Annotated in this window: 17 protein-coding genes and 1 pseudogene; 7 read left to right on the top strand and 11 right to left on the bottom strand. The window is 48.7% G+C overall.

Features of this window, described 5'->3' with window-relative positions:
• Positions 1-13: 13 nt before the first annotated feature.
• The 4 genes from agaC (at position 14) to C1710_RS03700 (ending at position 3,581) form a co-directional block, all read left to right on the top strand.
• Entirely contained in the window at positions 14-820 is an 807-nt protein-coding gene (gene agaC / locus C1710_RS03715) for a PTS galactosamine transporter subunit IIC (RefSeq protein ID WP_102280183.1), read from the top strand.
• Positions 810-1,634: a PTS galactosamine transporter subunit IID gene (gene agaD, locus C1710_RS03710; RefSeq protein ID WP_102280181.1), complete on the top strand. Its 825-nt coding sequence runs from the start codon at positions 810-812 to the stop codon at positions 1,632-1,634. Before agaC ends, agaD begins: the two co-directional genes overlap by 11 nt.
• A gap of 3 nt (positions 1,635-1,637) precedes the next feature.
• Positions 1,638-2,060, top strand: coding sequence for a PTS sugar transporter subunit IIA (locus tag C1710_RS03705; RefSeq protein WP_102280179.1), 423 nt, complete (start codon positions 1,638-1,640; stop codon positions 2,058-2,060).
• A 201-nt stretch (positions 2,061-2,261) separates the two neighbouring features.
• Positions 2,262-3,581, top strand: a complete 1,320-nt coding sequence (locus tag C1710_RS03700; RefSeq protein ID WP_102280177.1) for an ISL3 family transposase — start codon at positions 2,262-2,264, stop codon at positions 3,579-3,581.
• Between the two features lie 46 nt (positions 3,582-3,627).
• Here the strand turns inward: C1710_RS03700 and C1710_RS03695 are convergent, their stop codons facing one another.
• Positions 3,628-4,809, bottom strand: coding sequence for an NAD(P)H-dependent oxidoreductase (locus C1710_RS03695; protein WP_102280175.1), 1,182 nt, complete (start codon positions 4,807-4,809; stop codon positions 3,628-3,630).
• A complete protein-coding gene (locus C1710_RS03690; protein ID WP_102280172.1) occupies positions 4,806-5,363 on the bottom strand; it encodes an NADPH-dependent FMN reductase in 558 nt (185 codons plus the stop codon). Before C1710_RS03690 ends, C1710_RS03695 begins: the two co-directional genes overlap by 4 nt.
• A gap of 216 nt (positions 5,364-5,579) precedes the next feature.
• Between C1710_RS03690 and rlmD the strand changes: the two genes are divergently transcribed.
• The gene (gene rlmD / locus C1710_RS03685) at positions 5,580-6,998 is read left to right on the top strand and encodes a 23S rRNA (uracil(1939)-C(5))-methyltransferase RlmD (RefSeq protein ID WP_102280170.1); all 1,419 of its coding nucleotides are present in this window, start codon (positions 5,580-5,582) and stop codon (positions 6,996-6,998) included.
• 66 nt (positions 6,999-7,064) lie between these two features.
• Complete coding sequence (locus C1710_RS03680; protein WP_102280168.1) at positions 7,065-7,496, top strand: hypothetical protein; 432 nt, start codon at positions 7,065-7,067, stop codon at positions 7,494-7,496.
• 62 nt (positions 7,497-7,558) lie between these two features.
• On the opposite strand, the gene C1710_RS03675 is transcribed toward C1710_RS03680, so the two are convergent.
• The 8 genes and pseudogenes from C1710_RS03675 to C1710_RS03640 form a co-directional block, all read right to left on the bottom strand.
• Positions 7,559-8,272, bottom strand: a complete 714-nt coding sequence (locus C1710_RS03675; protein WP_102280165.1) for a hypothetical protein — start codon at positions 8,270-8,272, stop codon at positions 7,559-7,561.
• Positions 8,265-9,152, bottom strand: coding sequence for an ATP-binding cassette domain-containing protein (locus C1710_RS03670; protein ID WP_102280163.1), 888 nt, complete (start codon positions 9,150-9,152; stop codon positions 8,265-8,267). The genes C1710_RS03675 and C1710_RS03670 overlap by 8 nt, the downstream gene beginning before the upstream one ends.
• Positions 9,133-9,519, bottom strand: a complete 387-nt coding sequence (locus tag C1710_RS03665) for a GntR family transcriptional regulator (RefSeq protein ID WP_102280161.1) — start codon at positions 9,517-9,519, stop codon at positions 9,133-9,135. Before C1710_RS03665 ends, C1710_RS03670 begins: the two co-directional genes overlap by 20 nt.
• Positions 9,520-9,653: 134 nt before the next feature.
• Positions 9,654-10,310 carry an orotate phosphoribosyltransferase gene (pyrE, locus tag C1710_RS03660; protein WP_102281737.1) on the bottom strand — a complete coding sequence of 219 codons (657 nt, stop codon included), beginning with the start codon at positions 10,308-10,310 and terminating at the stop codon, positions 9,654-9,656.
• 30 nt (positions 10,311-10,340) lie between these two features.
• A pseudogene (gene pyrF, locus C1710_RS03655) lies at positions 10,341-11,057 on the bottom strand (orotidine-5'-phosphate decarboxylase); the annotation flags it as partial.
• A complete protein-coding gene (locus tag C1710_RS03650) occupies positions 11,057-11,977 on the bottom strand; it encodes a dihydroorotate dehydrogenase (RefSeq protein WP_102280159.1) in 921 nt (306 codons plus the stop codon). The gene C1710_RS03650 and the pseudogene pyrF, both read right to left, overlap by 1 nt.
• Before the next feature lie 116 nt (positions 11,978-12,093).
• On the bottom strand, positions 12,094-12,624 hold the full coding sequence (gene pyrR, locus C1710_RS03645; protein WP_102280156.1) for a bifunctional pyr operon transcriptional regulator/uracil phosphoribosyltransferase PyrR: 531 nt from the start codon (positions 12,622-12,624) through the stop codon (positions 12,094-12,096).
• Positions 12,625-12,780: 156 nt separating this feature from the next.
• Positions 12,781-14,070 (bottom strand): adenylosuccinate synthase, encoded by a 1,290-nt coding sequence (locus C1710_RS03640; protein ID WP_102280153.1) that lies wholly within the window; start codon positions 14,068-14,070, stop codon positions 12,781-12,783.
• A gap of 190 nt (positions 14,071-14,260) precedes the next feature.
• Here C1710_RS03640 and C1710_RS03635 point away from each other — a divergent pair, with 190 nt between their 5' ends.
• Positions 14,261-15,235 (top strand): GMP reductase, encoded by a 975-nt coding sequence (locus C1710_RS03635; RefSeq protein WP_102280151.1) that lies wholly within the window; start codon positions 14,261-14,263, stop codon positions 15,233-15,235.
• Between the two features lie 60 nt (positions 15,236-15,295).
• Here the strand turns inward: C1710_RS03635 and addA are convergent, their stop codons facing one another.
• On the bottom strand, positions 15,296-19,123 hold the full coding sequence (gene addA / locus C1710_RS03630) for a helicase-exonuclease AddAB subunit AddA (RefSeq protein ID WP_102280149.1): 3,828 nt from the start codon (positions 19,121-19,123) through the stop codon (positions 15,296-15,298).
• Position 19,124: the final 1 nt, after the last annotated feature.

The following is a 19,124-nucleotide window of genomic DNA, read 5'->3' as shown; positions in this document are numbered from 1 at the left end:
AGGAGATGAAATCATGTCTATTTCGCTTGCACAGGGGATTTGGATCTCAGTGTTTGCGATCATCGCCGGCATCGACTTTTGGCTGGAAGGGTTCTACATTTTCCGTCCAATCATCGTTTGTACCGTCGTTGGTGCAATTCTCGGAAACCTTAAGCTTGGCCTAGTCGCCGGGGGGTTAACCGAGCTGGTCTTCGCTGGTTTGACCCCGGTGGGTGGGACTCAACCACCTAACCCCGTCATGGCAGGGATCATGACCGTTGTTTTGGCATACACAACTGGCCACTCGCCAGCAACTGCCATTGGTTTATCACTGCCATTTTCCATCCTGACCCAGTACATTATCCTGTTCTATTACTCAGCATTTTCAGTTTTTGCCAAGAAGTTCAATGAATATGCTGAAAAACTGGAACTGAACAAGTTCCGTAACCTGGCATACGGGTTAACGCTACTTGTTGGTTTAACCTATGGTGTTTTATCATTCCTGTGTGTCTATGCTGCACAAAAGCCAATGAGTAACTTTGTCAACTCTTTCCCTGGCTGGTTGAGCCACGGCTTTACCATCGCCGGCGGGATCCTGCCAGCCGTTGGTTTTGCTATCTTGCTGCAGACCATGCTCAAAGGACGCTACGTTCCGTACCTGCTTCTAGGTTTCACGGCTGCCTGCTTCATTAAGTTTGGCAACTTGATGCCAGTCGCGGTTATTGGTGGCTGCTTAGCCGCAATCGAATACTACCAAGCTGTGCGGACTCGCAAGATTAAGAACGAACTGAAAGAAATTCGTGAAAATCAAAATGATGGAGGTGACAGTGATGGCATCTGATGAACAACAACAGACGACGCCTAAGCGCCACAAACTGTCACACTCTGACGTGACTAAGCTGGCTCTTCGTTCACTGTTGAACCAGTCAGCATTTAACTATGAATTAATGCAGGGTGATGGGTATGCCCTCAGTTTGATTCCTGCATTGAAGAAGATTTATGGTGATGACCAAAAGGGCCTGTCAGAAGCAATTAAGGCTAACACTGCCTTTATCAACACCAACAACTATGCCGCTCCATTGCTGTTAGGGCTTGAAGCGTCACTGGAAGAAAACGGTGCGCCGCGGTCAACCATTGACGGCTTACGAATCGCCCTGTTCGGGCCACTGGCCGGGATTGGTGACTCGATTACCTGGTTCACCATTCTCCCGATTGTTGCCGGGATTGCTGCCTCATTTGCCAAGCAGGGAAGCCTGATCGGGCCAATTATTTTCCTGGCAGTTTACATTGCCTTATTCTTCGCCCGGATTCCGATCTGCCACCTGGGTTACTCGGTTGGTACAAAGTCAATTTCCAGTATCCGTGCTAATTCCGGGATCGTTTCCCACGCGGCAAGTGTCCTCGGTTGTACCGTTATCGGCGGTTTGATCGCCACATACGTTACGATGAACGTTAAGTTAAAGATTCCGGTGACAGCAACCCACTCGATCGCCCTGCAAAAGGAATTCCTCGATCACATCTTCCCAAACATTCTGCCATTAGGTTACACGTTCTTACTCTACTGGTTAATTAAAAAGAAGCACGTTAGCCCACTATGGCTGATTATCATCACCTTTATTGTTGCACTAGTTTGTTCTTGGTTAGGAGTTCTTTAATTTATGCAGATCATTGTTAGCGGTCACGGCAAATTTGCCAGTGGCATTCAGTCCAACCTCCAACTATTGGCCGGCAACCTGCCGGGGCTGTCTTTCGTCGACTTTACCGGTGAGATGGATGAGCAACAGCTGCAAGATAAGTTTACCGCCCTCTTAAAAGACGATGAACAAGCACTGTTCTTCTGTGATCTTTTCGGGGGAACCCCTTATAAACAGGCGGTTCTCCTCACCCGGCAATACCCACAAATTACAGTAGTTGCTGGATGTAACGTCGGCTCTCTTCTCGAAATCTGTGTTGCGGGAGACTGGCAACAATCGTCGCCAGCTGAACTAGGCGAAAAATTTATCGCCACTAGTAAACAGGCAACGAGGATGTTCCACCACCGGCACATTCAAACTGAACCAGCCGATGGTGACGGCATCTAAACCATTTCTCGTCCATAAGAAAACCCGATTTGCGAAATGCAAATCGGGTTTTTAAGTTGGTTAGTTCTTTAGGTTCTACACTATTTGGTACTGATGGAGTTTTCATCGGTACCGTTTTTGTTTATGATGACAATAAAAAACGGACAACTACCGCACCCTCTAAAACGTGGTAGTTGTCCTTCAGAAAGGAATTTAATCCTCATGGCTAATGATATCAGCTTTTTGACCGGAATCAATGATCCAAACTTAAAAATGGACAAAAGTGGCGTCGAAAACATCGGTAATTACAAAGTAATCCACCTGGTTAAGACCGGCACCTGTTATTGTCCTGTTTGTGGCCGTCCTATGCTTAAGAATGGCTATCGCCGTCAACCGGTAAAGATATTAGCTTTACCGATCGCTAACGTCCCAACTATCTTGTTAATTCGGAAACAGAAGTATATCTGTAAACCATCATCACAATGCCCGGAAACCGTCACGAAAATCGCAGAAATCAATGGGATTAACCATGGTTGCAGGATTGCCAATAACGTTAAACAGGCCATCACACTGGATCTACGGCGAAATGAATCACAAAAGGATATTGGTGAACAGTACTATGTTTCACCTAGTACGGTTGGCCGCATCATTGATAGCTTGGAAGATAACTTTACTCCGGAAAAAAGTTGGCTACCAAATACCATTGCTTTTGATGACTTTAAATCGGGACGCTTCGCGCCTAGTGGGATGAGTATGATCCTCATGAATCCTGTTAATCATCGCACCATTGATATTATTCCCTCGAGAACTTCACGTGCTTTTAGACAGTATTTCTATCGCCATTTCACACGCAGATCGCGATTATCAGTTAGCTTGGTAGTAATTGACCTATACGGCCCATACCGGCGGCTCATCCGCGAACTATTCCCCAATGCACGAATCATCGCCGACCACTTCCATGTCGTTGTGCAAGCCTACCGGGCATTACAGTCTATCCGCATCAAAACCATGAATCATTATGGGCCGGGAACTCATGAATATCGGGCACTTAAACGTTTTTGGAAGTTATTACTGCAGAAGCTATCACTCCTAGATAATATTCATTACCAACCACGGCGCAACTTTCGTGGCGCCTGGTTAACGAACAGTGAAGTCATTGACCGACTACTTGCCATGTCAGAAGAACTAAGGATAGCTTATAACTACTATCAAACTCTCGTCGATGCGGTGGATCACGAAAATCAGGGAGAACTCCAATCCCTGTTACAACGTAAACTGACCAGCTTACCGTTTAAATTACAAAAGGTTCAGCGTACTCTCCGTCAGCACCAGAACGAGATTATCCGGAGCTTTAGGCATCACTTGAGTAATGGCCCGATTGAAGGCACCAATAACAAAATCAAAGTGATTAAACGCACTGCTTATGGTTTTAGAAACTTCTTTCATTTTCGGGTAAGAATTCTCATGGCTTTAAAGAATCCACACATCATGGTAGGAGATCCCCAGAAAACAAAAATCAGCTCAAGCAGTCTAGCTGCTTGAACTGATCAAATTTAACTATCAGTACCGATTGACAAAGAGCCGTTCTTTATTCTTGGTTCTCCTCGTCACCACTTTGTGAGGCACCAGTTGAACCATCAGCAGCAGGATTGTCATCCCCTGCTACTGACTGCGAAGCGCCTGCATCAGCATCCGCGCCACTAGCATATGCACCAGTCGATGCATCCGATGCTCCACTAGAAGCATCTGCATTATCCTCTAAACCAGCAGCGGGCATTGCTGGCTGCCCCCAGGTTCCCTTATTGTAGAGGTCGATAATCTGGTCAACCTTTTGACTAACTTCCATCGTCCCCAGGTAGTGGCCATCAATGTCACGAACCGCAATGTACCACGTCATGATCCGGTGTCCACTATCCATGTAGGCTGATGGGACCACATCGGCAATCCCTTTCCGTAAACTATCGATAATCTGTTGAGCGTGAACCAGGGCCTTCGGCGGGTGGCATTCAGAGATCGGTTCACTGAGCTGTCGAACGTTTCGGGCGTTAATCCGGTCACCATCGTGGGTATACCAAACAAAGTTATCATTGGCGTCCACCAGGTCAAGTTCTAACGGAAGTGCTTCAAAAATCTGTTGGATTTCTTTTAAACTCAACCGGCCAGTTGGAAACGTCACGTACGCACTATCAACAAACGGTTCTTTTTTTGCCATTAGTTCTTCCTCCTTCGTCTCGCCATTAATCATGTCAGCGAAACGGACAAATTCCATAAATGCATGTTCTAAGTTGTCAACGTCATCCTGGTTAGTCAGGAGATCATGCTGATCAAAAACCTTCATAGCGTTACCAATCAGTACTTCGTTGCCTGACATAATGGCAGCATCACAGTCCGGTGCCATCAAAATCTGACGCATTTGTACCTGGGCCCGCGACGAAGCTTGCTTGCCATAAGAAACACCAACAACCATTGTCGGCTTGTGTTCCATCACGTCACAGTGGTAAGTAAGCCATTCAATGGCGCTCTTCTCCGCTGCCGGAATGGCATGATCATACTCTGGCGTTGAGAAGATCACCCCATCACACAGCCGAACCTTCTTCCTGAATTCATAAACCGCGTCATCAAGCGGGGTATCTTTGGCAAACGGTGGCAAGGTACCAATTTCAACTACTTCGATGTCAGCTGCCTTCTGAAAATGTTTCTTCATAAAGTACAGCAGTTTCCGGTTATACGATTGCCGAGCATTTGTACCAACAATTGCGACAAATTTCATTCTGCTGCCTCCTTTGCGGCACGGTTAACGACCTTGACGAAGTGACTAAACTCACTGACGCACTTCTCAAGAAACTCAACTGTCCCTTGATCCTTCAAATTACCTTGGTCATCAAAGGCCTGCCGACAGTTGCCGAGGAAGAATTCTTCCCCCGAAAAGACAACTGCTTGCACACCAGGCGACAAAAGGATATCACGTAAGTGGATCTGCGAACGGGCCCCGCCCTGAACGTGCGTTGAGGCGCCAACCAGCATTACTGGTTTACGATACAGCGGGTGAACACTCGCTGATAACCATTCCATTACACTTTTCAGTGCAGAAGTTACCGAGTGGTTATATTCAGGACAAGCAATGATCACCGCATCCGCAGCATCAATTTCATCAGTTAATTTCTGCAGAGCATCCGGAAGTTTGTCGTCTTCGTTAAACAACGGTAACCCCCGCGCACTGACCACTGACATGTCCAAGCCAGTAAAGTGCTTTTTCATGTAATTAAGCAACATTAGGTTATAAGAATGCGGTGCGCTGGACCCGCCAATAGCTACAACTTTCACCTCATCAGGCCCCTTTCTCAGATCGCCAAATTTGTCGTTCAAACATTGCAAAAATAAATTGTTGCATTCGCACTTATTATACAACGTCCCCCTTCCTTATGCACCGCTGAAAGTGCATCGTTAAACGGTTTACTCTGTCTTTTTAACAGAGTATGTTAAGATATGTGGGTTAGCAAACGACGGTCGCGCCGTCAACAGAAAAGATGGGAGAAATTCATGAGAGAACAACGTCATTACCACCGCCCCAATGATAAGCGGGCGCGAGCGACAACCCCAGTGGCAGCCGTTGGCGACAGGGTGCCGCTAACCATTCGTAAACTCGGGGTGCACGGTCAGGGAATTGGTTACTTCAAGCATAAGGTCTGCTTTGTCCCCGGTGCACTGCCCCAAGAAGTTGTTGTTGCTACTATTACGAAGGTACACCCCCACTACCTGGAGGGGGCGATCCACCGTCTCCGCAAAACCAGCCGTCACCGGGTCGAGCCACGTGATAACTATGCCGGAATCGCAGGTGGTTTTGAGCTGGAAAACCTGGCCTATGACCAGCAACTCAAGTTTAAGCGGCAGGTCGTATTAGACGCGCTGGACAAGTACAAGCCCCACGCCTACAAAAAGTTCGACATTCGCCCAACATTGCCATCGCCGAAACAATACGGCTACCGTAACAAGGCCCAGTTCCAAGTCCGGCAAATCGACGGCCACGTTGCCGCTGGTTTGTACAAGGCCAATAGTCATGACCTCGTTGATATGAAAGACTGCGCTGTTCAAATGCCAGCAACGACGCAAGTCATCCGGACGGTCACCCAGTTGATCGAAGACTTGCAGATCCCGGTTTATGATGAGACTAACCATAGCGGTATTATCAAAACCCTGGTTGTCCGGGAAGCCAAAGAAAGTGGCCAGTGTCAGCTAACCTTTATTACAAATACTCCCAAACTGATTCATAAACACCAGCTTATTACCCAAATTCAGCAACAGTTACCGGCAGTCGTTTCCATCATGCAAAACGTCAATCCGGGAGATACCCCTCTTATTTGGGGTGACAAGATGATCCACCTGGCAGGCGATGAATACTTGACCGAATCACTGATGGGGCTAGACTTCCGTCTCTCCGCCCGGTCGTTTTTACAGCTCAACCCTTACCAAACTGAAACGTTGTATGAGGAAGCAGCTAAGGCATTAGACCTCAAGAGTGACGACGTTCTTGTTGATGCTTACGCCGGCGTGGGGACTATTGGTTTATCACTGGCTAGTCGGGTCAAACAGGTTTACGGGATGGAAACCATTCCCGAAGCTGTCACTGACGCCAACGCCAATGCACAGTTAAACGGCATCAGCAACGCCACCTACGAGGGTGGCGCTGCCGAAGAGCTCCTGCCTAAGTGGCAAAACGGAGGCAAAAACTTTAACGCCCTCGTCGTCGACCCGCCACGAACCGGGCTGGACCGTCAACTCATTAAAACGATCCTGCAGGTTAAGCCTGCTAAATTTGCCTACGTTTCCTGTGATATGGCAACACTAGCTCGTGATCTGACTCAATTGACCCGTGCTTACCGGGTAGAATACATCCAGCCAGTCGACATGATGCCGCAGACACCGCGCTGTGAAGCAGTGGTCAAATTGACCCGTCGTTAGTTTACTTGGTTAGGTTACTAAAAATAGATATGTTACAATATTTACCGACAACAAGGAGGAACCACCATGCAAAACCCATTTAATAACCAGGATCCCAACGATCCCAACAACCCATTCAACCAGCTGCCTATTCCTCCTAACTACGCAAAAATCCGTAACGAGCGAGGAGAGATTCGGATCGCCAAGGTCGGTATTTCCTGGACGACCTTCTTCTTTGGCCCGCTACCAGCACTCTTCCGCGGCGACTGGTATAACTTTGCCCTCATGATGGTCTGGGACCTGATCTATGTGCTCGGTGCTCAAATGTTTCACCTGGGCATCTGGGCTTCTTACCCGTGGCCAGGGATGGTCTTTACCTTGATCTATAACATGATGTACTTCCGTCACCTGATTGGTGCCAAGGAATTCTACGCTGCTGATGAGCGGTCAGAAAAGTTATTGGCAGCAGCTCACTACTTGCCAGGGAGTTATCAAAAACACTTCAGTGACGACCAATAATGAACCACCTAACACAAAATGGGTGCCCGTTCGAAGGGGCACCCATTTTATTGTGTCATTAATTAATCGCGGCGCAGTTGTAGCCGCTTGCTGCAGAAGTAAGACAGCCAAATCGTAAAGAGAATCCACAGGGCGAAGATTACCCAGCCAATAATTGAGATTTCCGTTGTTCCGAGCTTGCTCAGGTTCATAACAAGGCTAGTCCAGAAACTCTGGGTATGAACAACTAGCTGGACCATTAACATCACGAGGGCAATCCAGCCAGCAATGAGCGCACAGGCTAAGATGATCTTCCCCCGCCGGCTAAAGAGGGCAAACATTGAGCCAAGCGAGTTGAAGCTAAAGGCAAAAAATAAAATCCCAATAAGTGAGTACCACGGGTTAGCGAAACTCGTGTGGTTCAGTCCACTACTACAAAGATCGGCTAATACCCATAATACCCAACTAGCCAGAATACCAATGGAGAGGGTTGCTACGTGTGCCTTCCACATAGTTCCACGTGAAACACCACCATGGATAGCTACCTTAAACTCTGAATACTGTGGTATCAGTGCATAGGCAAACGTACCCAGGATGATAACACCTTCAATGGTCCGTAATAATTGAACACCAAGTGAACCCCAGCCCCCGGCGGCTCCTTCTATACTAAAGCCATGGATAAAGAGGCCGATTACCACGAACAAGAGGTTAAAGCCAATCAACCAGATTAAAAACCATTTAAAGAAGGTTCCCCAGCCAATGAGGTTATAGGTCACCAGTGATTTTGTTTTACGCATTTTCAAGCCCCCGATCGTTAGTAATGTACATAAAGAGATGTTGCAGGTCATAATGTTCAATCTTCACAGTATCTGGAATTGCCTGACGATCATTTAGTTTGCCAAACACATAAGCCGTCTTAATGTTTGCCAAAGTTTGTTGGTGGATGATGTGCAGATCCTGAGTATACTCGTCCACAGCTTTTACCGGTCCAGAAATTAGGAAACAATGGTCCAGCAACGCTTCAGTTGGCTGATCAACAATAATTCGACCATCATCTAAAATCAGAACATGCTCGACTAACTGGTCAATTTCACCAATCAAATGAGTCGAAATAACAAACGTCCGGGGACGATTACTGTATGACTTTAACAATTCCTGGTAAAACAGGTCGCGGTGGTTGGCATCCAAGCCCAGAACTGGTTCATCCAGGAAAACATAGTCAACTGGCAGGCAGAGTGCCAAAACAAGTTTAGCCATGGTTTTTTGACCGGTGGAGAACTTCGAGTAGGCGACATCTAAGGAAATGCCAAACTTATTTACCATTTGACCAGCAGTTTCCCAGTCAAACCCGCCATAAAAAGACTCGTTAGCCTTAAAAATGTCCTTGAGCTTGAGATAACGCTGGAACATCACATTATCCAGCGAAGATTCGCTACTCATCAGGTAGATCTTGCCTAGCATTTCATCATTATCACTAATTGGCTGGTCACCCATTTTAATGGTTCCCTTGTTAGCCCGCAGTGCGTCAATCATGATTGATAGCAGGGTTGACTTACCCGCTCCGTTGCGTCCCAACAGGGCATAAATTTTATTAGGTGCCAGCTCAAAACTAACATCTTTTAATACCTGTTTCTTTCCAAAATGTTTCTCCACATGACTAATTTTCAGCATGTCCATTCTCTTCGTACCCCCTCTTAATTAGTTCAATCAGTCGTTCCTCACTAAGGTTGAGCTTCTGCGCTTCGTCAACCACGTTAACCACGTACTCGTCATAAAAGCTTTTCCGCCGTTCCTCTACCACTTGAGCGTGGGCACCCTTGCTAACAAAGGTTCCCATCCCGCGGTGTTTCTCTAACAGCCCCGCATCAACCAGTAAGTTCATCCCCTTTAGGACCGTCGCCGGATTGATATGGAGTTCCCGTGATAATTCATTCGTCGACGGGATCTGGCTCCCTTCTTTAAACCCACCAGTAAAGATCATTTCCTCTAACTGCGCCGCAATCTGTTGGTAGATCGGCGAAGTTTGGTCGAAACTAAAGTGCACGGCTGCCACCTCCTCACTTATTTGGTTAGTTACTTACATAACTAACTATATCACTTTTCTTTTTCCTGTCAACAAGAAAACCGCCAGTCCGTTTAAAAACGAATTGACGGTTATATTATTTAGATTAATGGAAATTAGTGAGCGTCCGACCATGCTTGCGGATCCTGACGCCATGCGTGTAACGACTTCCGCTCGTCGCTAGAAATCAATTGTTGTGCTTCGGCCGTTTCAATTAGTTTAGTGTAGTTGGTAACCGAGTGGTAGGTCAAACCGGCAGCCTTGAAGTTGTCCACTGCAGCAGGTAACTGATAAGTAAAGACGGAAACAACACCGACCACCTCACCACCTGCCTTACGAACAGCATTAACGGCCTTGAGAACAGAACCGCCAGTGGAGATTAGGTCATCAATCACGACAACCTTTTGTCCCTGTTTCAGTACGCCTTCCAATTGTTTGCCGCGTCCGTGATCCTTCGGCTTTGAACGAACGTAAATAAGCGGTAAGTTCAACTCCTCTGCTACCCAAGAAGCATGTGGGATCCCCGCCGTTGCAGTCCCGGCAATCACTTCCGCGTCACTAAAGTAGCGGCTGATTAATGTTGACATTCCGCGGAAAATATGACGTCGTACTGCCGGGTAAGAGATTGTTAGACGGTTATCAGTGTAAATTGGTGAATGAAGGCCGCTTGCCCAGGTAAAGGGCTGGCTTGGTTGAAGCGTTACTGCCTTAATATTCAACAAGTCAACGGCAACTCGGAAAGCTGTAACATTTTCGCTAGCAGTCGTTTTCAATCCTGCAGGAACCTCAGCGGAATCACCCGCCAGGAACTGGTCACGAATTTGCTGGTAGGCTACGACCGGATCCTTCGCCCGGGTAATAGGACGGCCAACGACAATACTGTTACTGCCTAATTCATGAGCCTGAGCAGGGGTTACTACCCGCTTTTGGTCGTCGTGAACGTTCTGGTTCGGCCGAATTCCCGGAGTGATGCAAAGGAAGTCGTCACCAACGACCTGCCTGATGGCCTGTACTTCCTTGGCAGAACAAACCACCCCAGCAAGTCCACTCTCCTTGGCTAGTCGGGCATAGTTTTGAACAGAATCGATAAGGCTCAGGTTAACGTGCTGTTCATTGTGGAGAATATCTTCGTCAATCGACGTCAGCTGGGTAATAGCCAGGAGGTTAGGCACTTTCACTCCCGCCTGCGCAGCCCCGTCTTTCAAGCCGGCTAACCCGGCCTTCAACATCTCACTGCCACCAGCTGCCTGAATAGTTGTAAAGGCAACGCCAAGTTTACCCACTGCGACCATCGCTCGCTGAACGGTGTTTGGAATATCATGGAGCTTAAGATCTAAGAAGACAGCAAACCCCCGTGACTGGGCTTCACGAACAATTGCTGGACCGTAGCCATAGTAAAGTTCCATCCCAATTTTCACAATCGGCCGGGTCTGTGGGTCAACGGCTAACTTATCCAATAGTGCAGTAGCTTCTTCTTTCGTGGCCACATCAATGGCAACAATTGGTTCAAAACGACGCATTAGAACTTTACCTCCCATAAATCAGTCAGCTTGTTAATTCCATAGTGGTCCATCACCGTCGGCAGGTCTGCAATGATCTTCGGACAAGCCAGTGGGTCGTGGAAACTAGCCGACCCGACTTCGACGGCGTTGGCGCCGGCCATCATCATTTCAAGAACGTCCTCGGCGCTTTCTACCCCACCAACACCAATAATCGGAATGTCGGAAACCGCTCGTACCTGGTGAATCATGCGGAGGGCGATTGGTTTAATGGCGTGTCCCGACAAACCGCCGGTGACATTACTCAGCATTGGCTTGCGGGTCCGTAAATTAATTGCAAGGCCGGTTAGCGTATTGATCATGGTTAACCCAGCGGCTCCGCCACGTTCTGCCGCCTGGGCAATTGGTACGATATCGGTGATGTTCGGCGTCAGCTTAACGTACAGCGGCACCTTGCTGACTGCGACACAAGCCCGGGTAAGGCGTTCAATGACTTCAGGATCAGTCCCCATGGCCAGACCGCCGTGTTTAACGTTTGGACACGAAACGTTAAGCTCGATGACATTGATAAACGGTGACTGACTCATCTTATTAACAACCTGAACGTACTCTTCTTCGGAAAAGCCAGCTGCGCTGCCGATCACTGGTAAGTTCGGGTAGTTGACTCCCAACCAGGGAAGCTTTTCGGCCACCAGGTCATCTACCCCAACGTTGTTGAGCCCGTTGGCGTTTAACCAGCCAGCCGTTGTTTCGCAAGTCCGGGGACTCGGGTTCCCTTTTCGTGGTTGAGCTGTCGTCGACTTCAAAACTAACGACCCCAGGACGTTTAAGTTATACTGCTTGGCAATTTCTTGACCGTACCAACAACAGCCACTGGACGGGATCACCGGGTTCTTTAGTTTCAGCCCTGGCAGCTCAACTGCTAACCGTTCGTTTTGCATTTTTCTTCCTTTCCGTGGTCAAACCACAAAAAAACACCAGTCTACCCCCGGGTAAACTGATGTCAAAAAAGCACACCGTTTTGCCCTCTCTGGGGTCAGTTAAATGGTTTTGCTAATTATTCAATTGAAATTCCTTCGTGACCGTCGTATTCCTCGACCGCCACGTGAACCGTTTCGTTAGTCGACGTTGGGATATTTTTCCCCACAAAGTCCGGCCGGATCGGCAACTCACGATGTCCCCGGTCAACGAGGACTGCTAACGAAATTCGCTTTGGACGGCCAATGTCCATCAACGCATCCAGCGCCGCCCGAACGGTTCGTCCAGTAAAGAGAACATCATCGACTAAGATCACGTGCTTATCCGTGATATCAACGTCCAAGGTAGTAGTTTTGACTTCCGGTTCACGATGGTGGTCCGGCCGGTGACGATCATCCCGGTAAAGGGTGATATCTAATGAAGCTACCGGAACAGTCACGTCCTCCAGCTGCTTCATCCGGCTGGCAAGACGCTTTGCCAGGTAAATACCGCGAGTTTTGATACCAACAAAGACGAGGTTTTCAACTCCCTTGTTTTGTTCAATGATTTCGTAAGTAATTCGCGTCAGTGCCCGCTGCATACTTGAACCATCAACAATTTCATGGGCCATGCTCGTTCACTCCTCCTCAAGTAGAAAAAACACCTTCCAGTCGTATGCTGGAAGGTGGATATTTCTAACGTTTAAGCATCCTTCTCAGCCTCACTGGACTAATTTAAAGGTTTGATTAGTCCTAGTGTAAACGTCTAAGGGTGGAAAGTCAACTAGCTAATTATCCCACGAGTCGTGAAGGATGATGGTCTGGTCGCGGTCTGGACCAACCGAAACAGTTGCCAGTGGTGTCCGTGACAATTCGCTAATCCGCTTCAGGTAGTTTTGGGCGTTCGTCGGCAAGTCATCCCAACTCTTTGCCTTAGTAATGTCTTCGCCCCAACCAGGCAGCTCCTCGTAAACTGGCTTGCAGCGTTGCAGTTCACTAAGACTAGCCGGATAGTAATCAATCTGCTTGCCATCTAATTCGTAGGCCGTACAGATCTTGACCTTCTTAAAGCCAGACAGAACGTCTAGCAGGTTCAAGCTGAGGTAAGTCAGTCCGTCAGCCCGCCAAGCATGGCGCATCGCAACAGAGTCAAACCAGCCAACCCGGCGGGGACGACCAGTAACAACCCCGTATTCATGTCCAGTTTCCCGGATACGGTCACCAATCTCGTCGTTCAACTCGGTTGGGAATGGACCGGCGCCGACACGTGTACAGTAAGCTTTGCAGATCCCGACGATCGTGTCTAAACGGTTTGGACCAACACCCGCCCCGGTAGCAGCACCACCGGATACTGGGTTTGATGACGTGACGTATGGGTAGGTCCCTTCGTCAATGTCCAACATTGTCCCCTGGGCGCCTTCAAAGAGCACCTTTTCGCCCTTATCCATCGCGTCGTTGATCAACAGCGAAGTATCCGCAACGTACTTCTTCAGTTCCTTTCCGTATTCCAGGTAGTCATTGTAGATGTCGTCAAACCGCAGAGCTTCGTGCCCGTAGACCTTCGTTAGGATGGCGTTCTTCAGCTCCAAGTTGCTGCGCAGCTTAGCTTCGAAGACGTCTGGTTCCAGCAGGTCACACATCCGGATCCCAATCCGGGAAACCTTGTCCATGTAAGTAGGACCGATTCCCCGCTTAGTTGTGCCAACCTTGTTCTTGCCCTTCGCCGCTTCTTCACACTCGTCAAAGACGATGTGGTACGGCATGGTAATGTGAGCACGGTTGGAAATCCGTAAGTTATCCGTCTTGATCCCGTTCTCATTCAGGTAGTGGATCTCATCAAGCAGTGCCTTCGGGTTAACAACGACCCCATTACCAATAATTGCCAGTTTCCTCGAGCCGAAGATCCCACACGGTACTAACCGTAGAGCATACTTCTTCCCTTCAAAGACAATCGAGTGGCCAGCATTGTTTCCCCCTTGCGAACGAACAACAACGTCAGCTTCCTGGCTCAGGTAGTCAGTCATTTTCCCCTTGCCTTCGTCGCCCCATTGGCTGCCCACGATTACAACTGCAGACATTTAATTCACCTCATTAATAATTTAGACCATAGTTACTTTATGATTTTACCGAAAATTCATCAGTGATTCAATCTTTTCCGAACTTTTTTCGGAAGTTTTTTCAAAAACGTACGGTCAATTAACTTGACGCCGTTAACTGCTTTAGAGATAATAGCTGGTGGTTGAACAAGGAAAAAGAGAGGTTTAATCGATGAAAACTTTTGATTACGATGATGTCCAGCTCGTTCCTAACAAGTGTGTAATTAAGAGCCGCAAAGAGGCAGACACGAGCGTCCAATTTGGTCCCCGGCGTTTCAAAATTCCCGTGGTACCAGCTAACATGGAAAGTGTCATTAACGAAGAACTAGCTACTTGGCTCGCTGCCCACGGTTACTACTACGTCATGCACCGTTTTGAACCAGCCACCAGGCTAGACTTTGTGAACCGGATGCAGGAACGTGGTCTTTTCGCTTCCATTTCAGTGGGGATTAAAGATAGCGAATATGAGTTCATTGACCAGCTAAAAGCCGAACATTTAATACCGGAATACATCACCATTGACGTTGCCCACGGCCACTCCGACTACGTCATTAAGATGATTCAGTACATTAAAAAGCAGCTGCCCAACAGCTTTGTGACGGCCGGCAACGTCGCTACTCCCGAAGCAGTTCGCGATCTGGAAAACGCCGGAGCAGATGCCACCAAGGTGGGGGTGGGTCCCGGGAAAGCCTGCATTACCAAACTCAAGACTGGGTTTGGGACTGGCGGTTGGCAACTAGCAGCCCTCCGCTTATGTAGCAAGGCCGCTTCGAAACCGCTGGTTGCTGATGGTGGTATCCGTCACAACGGAGACATTGCCAAGTCTGTCCGCTTCGGAGCTTCGATGGTCATGATCGGCTCGATGCTCGCTGGTCACGTGGAGTCGCCCGGTAACGTCATCACCATTGATGGCAAACAGTACAAACAATACTGGGGGTCAGCTTCTGAAATCCAAAAGGGTGCCTACCGCAACGTCGAAGGTAAGCAAATGTTAGTTCCTTTCCGCGGTTCGATTGCTGACACCCTCCAGGAGATGCAAGAGGACCTTCAGTCTTCCATCTCCTACGCCGGTGGCCGTGACCTCAAGTCCATTACCAAAGTGGACTATGTCATTGTGAAAAATTCAATTATGGATGGTGACTACTAATCACCGTCATGACAGCAAAACGCTGGGTCCCACGAGAGGATCCAGCGTTTTTTGTGCTGTCTATTTCAATAATGGTACCGGCAGCAGGGTGCGAGTCGCCACCAGGTAAAGATACTGACGGACAACCTGAACCGGCTGGCCATTAGCCAGTTGTTCCCCACTACCAGACGACATTTTATTTAATGCGTCAGCATAGAGGATGAGCTGGCCAGCATAGTGGTCTAGCATCCGTTGTTCAAATTGTTCCTGACTTTCCCCACGACGCCGCAGGTCTGTCTTGTAGTCAAACAGGACAATGCCGTCTTTTTGATACTGTAAGCCGTCAATAATTCCGTGAACGAGGATGGTCCCATCCCCTTCGGTAAGCTTTACATTAAGCTCGTTTGCCGGAATAACCATGCTGAATGGTTGCTCCCGGTGAACGGACTGTGGATCTGCCAGCAATGCTTGGCCTACTTCCGTCTGGTAAAAGGCAGCAATCCCGTTCAGATCAATCGCCGCAGCCACTTCTTGGCTAGGGATCAGCTGTTGTTCCACCAACCGGGTGACCTCATTTTCAACGATTTCAACCGTTATCGGCTTACTTAATGCCAGTTTTTGAAAGATGAGGTGCGTAGCCGTCCCCACTAGCGTTCGTGGCGGCCGCCGGTGATTTTCCTGGGCAAAGCGCGGCTTAGCTAGCACGTCGACATCTTGCCAACTATTCTTAGCCTTCGACTTATCAAAGGCAATCTGCCCCATCTCCGGGTCGTCAGGGTCGGTGCTAACCATCCCCCGGATCATGGAAACGGACTCGAAAGCCGTTGCTACCGTGGCCGCCTGGTGCCCATACTGAAAGCCAAGGATGGCAGTTAACTTTTTCCGGTCACCGTCAGTTAACGGCTGCCCTTCCTGTTGAGGCTCAGTATTCGTGTTCGCCGGTTTTAGCTTGGCCAAACCTTCATTGACCGCCTGCTGGTCGTACTCGTTGACCTCAAATTTTGCTGTCGTCGTCAGCGGAGGCTTATCAGTTTCCAACTGCTGGTCAAATAGTTGCTCCTTCGGAGAAAAGTCAGTGTAACGCGACAGACTCATTAGCAACCAGCTTAAGTATGACTGGGCATTGACACGCATATCTAGTGGCAAGAGTTGCTGCCTGTTATTCCTCGCCTCGGCAACTTGGCGGACGTATTGGTTGATGGTCCGCTGCTGGTGGTCATTGACCGAGCCGGTAAGGATCAGCCGCTGTTCAGCACGGGTCAAGGCAACATAAAGAATCCGCAAGTCTTCGGCCCGGGCGGCACGTTTCACCTGGTCAGCAATCAGCTGCCGCTGAGGGAGTTGGTAACGTACCTGAAAGCCACTCAGTAGGTCAGTTGACTTTAGTTTTTTCGCTTGGTCATCTGCCGCTGGCGGTTGTTCCACCACTGAAATCCCGATTCCGGCATCGGCATCGATCGTCACACTCGACGTTTCATTCTTAAACTGGTGGCCAGTATCAGCCAGGAAGACGATCGGAAATTCCAGCCCCTTACTACCATGAATTGTCATTACGCTGACAGAATTTCCCACGGCTTGCCGTGATGCTTGCCCAATGTCCTTATCCTGCTTTTGCAGCTGGTGGATGAAACGGACAAACTGGTAAACACCCTGGTAGCCGCGTTGTTCGTAATCATCAGCCCGCTGGTAAAGGGCATGGAGGTTTGCCTGCCGCTGTTCTCCACCAGGCATTGCGCCGACGTAATCAAGGTAGCCAGTCTCCTGGTAGATCGTCCAAATTAGCTTCACTAGCGACTGACGTTGTGATACTTGCCGCCACTCATGCAAGTTATCCAAGAAGGTCTTCACCTTCTCGTCAAGCTCATGGGTATCGATATCCGCCTGATCAGCAGTCAACTCAACGTGTTGATCTTGATTTAACCGGTAATTGACCAGTGCCTGATAGTAAGGAACGTTACGGCTAACTAAGCGCAAGTAGGCCATTTCCGGTTCAGTCATCCCAACCAGTGGTGAACGCAGAACAGCTACAAGCGGAATATCCTGGTAAGGGTTATCCAACAAACTCAACAGATCTAGCATGAGACGAACTTCTGTCGAGGCAAAAAAGTTGTTAACATCCTGGATCGTTACCGGAATATCTTCCAGCCCGAATTGTTCCACAATCGCGTTGTTAATCCCCTTGGTGCGGAACAAGATTGCAATATCGCGGTATTCAATTGGCCGTTCTTGACCACTGGCCGGGTCGTACAACCGTTCCTGTTGGACTAGCTGCTTGATCCGCATGGCAATCATCCGGACCTCACCAGTGATTTTATCCGCTTCTACCTCACCGGTTGGCTGGTGGTTAGCAGAATAAAGCATCATTTCGACCGGGTGGTCTTTCCCCTGCTCATACCACTTGGCACCAAACTTAAGCTCAGCTGTTTTCGCGTAGTCAACATCACCCAGTTGTTCGTCCATCAACTGTCCAAACATGGTGTTAATAAACCTAACAACGTTTGCCATCGAGCGGAAGTTGGCCGTCAGCGGAATGCTGGAACCTTTTTCAGGATGGGCAGCGAATTCCTGATTACGGTTGCGGAAGATTGTCGGATCGGCTTGCCGGAAGCGGTAAATGGCCTGTTTAACATCCCCCACCATAAACAGGTGGTTGTAGCCGGGGTTCTTTAACCTATTCAAGATCGCATCCTGCAATTTGTTAGTGTCCTGGTATTCGTCGACCATGATCTCCCGGTAGCGATAACGTAATTCTTCTTGTGCCCGGTGTCCTTCTTCGTTATCAACCGTCATAATTTTATAAGCAAAGTGTTCCAAGTCAGCAAAGTCCAGCAGGTGGCGGTCACGCTTGATTTCCTGGTAACGGTCAATGAACTCGCCAACGACTTCTGCTAACTTACCCACCAATTGCTCGGCCACTGCAGAAAAATGGCACACCTGTTTTTGGCTAAGGGTAAAGTAGACACTCCACCGCTTAACCCGCGCTTTAATCGCATCTCGTTGCGGCTTCAGCTGATCATATTGGTCTCTCTCATCGGAGCCCTTCTTGATCCCCTTCGTCCTCGCCCGTGGAAATGAGTGGGCCAGGAGTGCTTTAATCTTTTCCCACTGGCCAGCGTTTGTGGCAGCCAGGATTTTTTCCAGGGTTTCATGGTCAGTGGCGAGTTGGTCGGCAAAAACACCGAGGTTACTCTTTTTCGCCTGATCCGCCAAATCTGCCATCGACTGATCATCAACCGTCAAAGCGTTAACCATTCGCGGTTTTAGCTGCTGCTGGAAAAAATTCCAGTTATCTGCATCGTCACCAGCCAAATGGTAGTTGTCCTTGAGCGACTTTAACCATTCTTTAGGCTCGGGTTTGGCAATTGCTTCATCGTATAGGTCGCGTACCACCTTGTAAAGCTGGTCGTCGCTACGGTCACCGGCAAAATTAGCCACCAGGCGGTCAAAGTAACGCTTGTCTGCATCTTTTTCTGCTTCATCGGCAATATATTCTTGTTCGCGAACGTCATCCCAGGCCTGATTTTGTAACAAGACACTTTCCGTTTCGTCGCTCATCAGACGGTATTGCGGGTCAAGGTCAATCACATAATAGTAGCGACGAATCACTTCCTGACAAAAGGCGTGAATGGTGCTGATGTCAGCCATCGCTACCCGCTCAGCCTGTTGTTGCAGCTGCTGGTTTTTACTGTTAGCCAGGGCCTGCTGGATCTTTACCCGCATGTTTTTTGCGGCATCCTTGGTGAAGGTCATCAGTAAGAAGTCGTCGATGTTCAAACTGGAATCCTCAGCTAACAGTCGCAGTACCCGTTCCACGAGGACCGTCGTTTTCCCCGAACCGGCGGACGCCGGCACTAAAATATCCTGGTGCCGCGCTTCGAGGACCTTTTTTTGCTCGGTAGTGTAGTCCATT

Origin of the sequence: [Lactobacillus] timonensis (assembly GCF_900240275.1) — a bacterium.
Taxonomy (GTDB): Bacteria; Bacillota; Bacilli; order Lactobacillales; family Lactobacillaceae; genus Limosilactobacillus; species Limosilactobacillus timonensis.
This window is presented reverse-complemented; position numbering and strand designations above follow the sequence as displayed.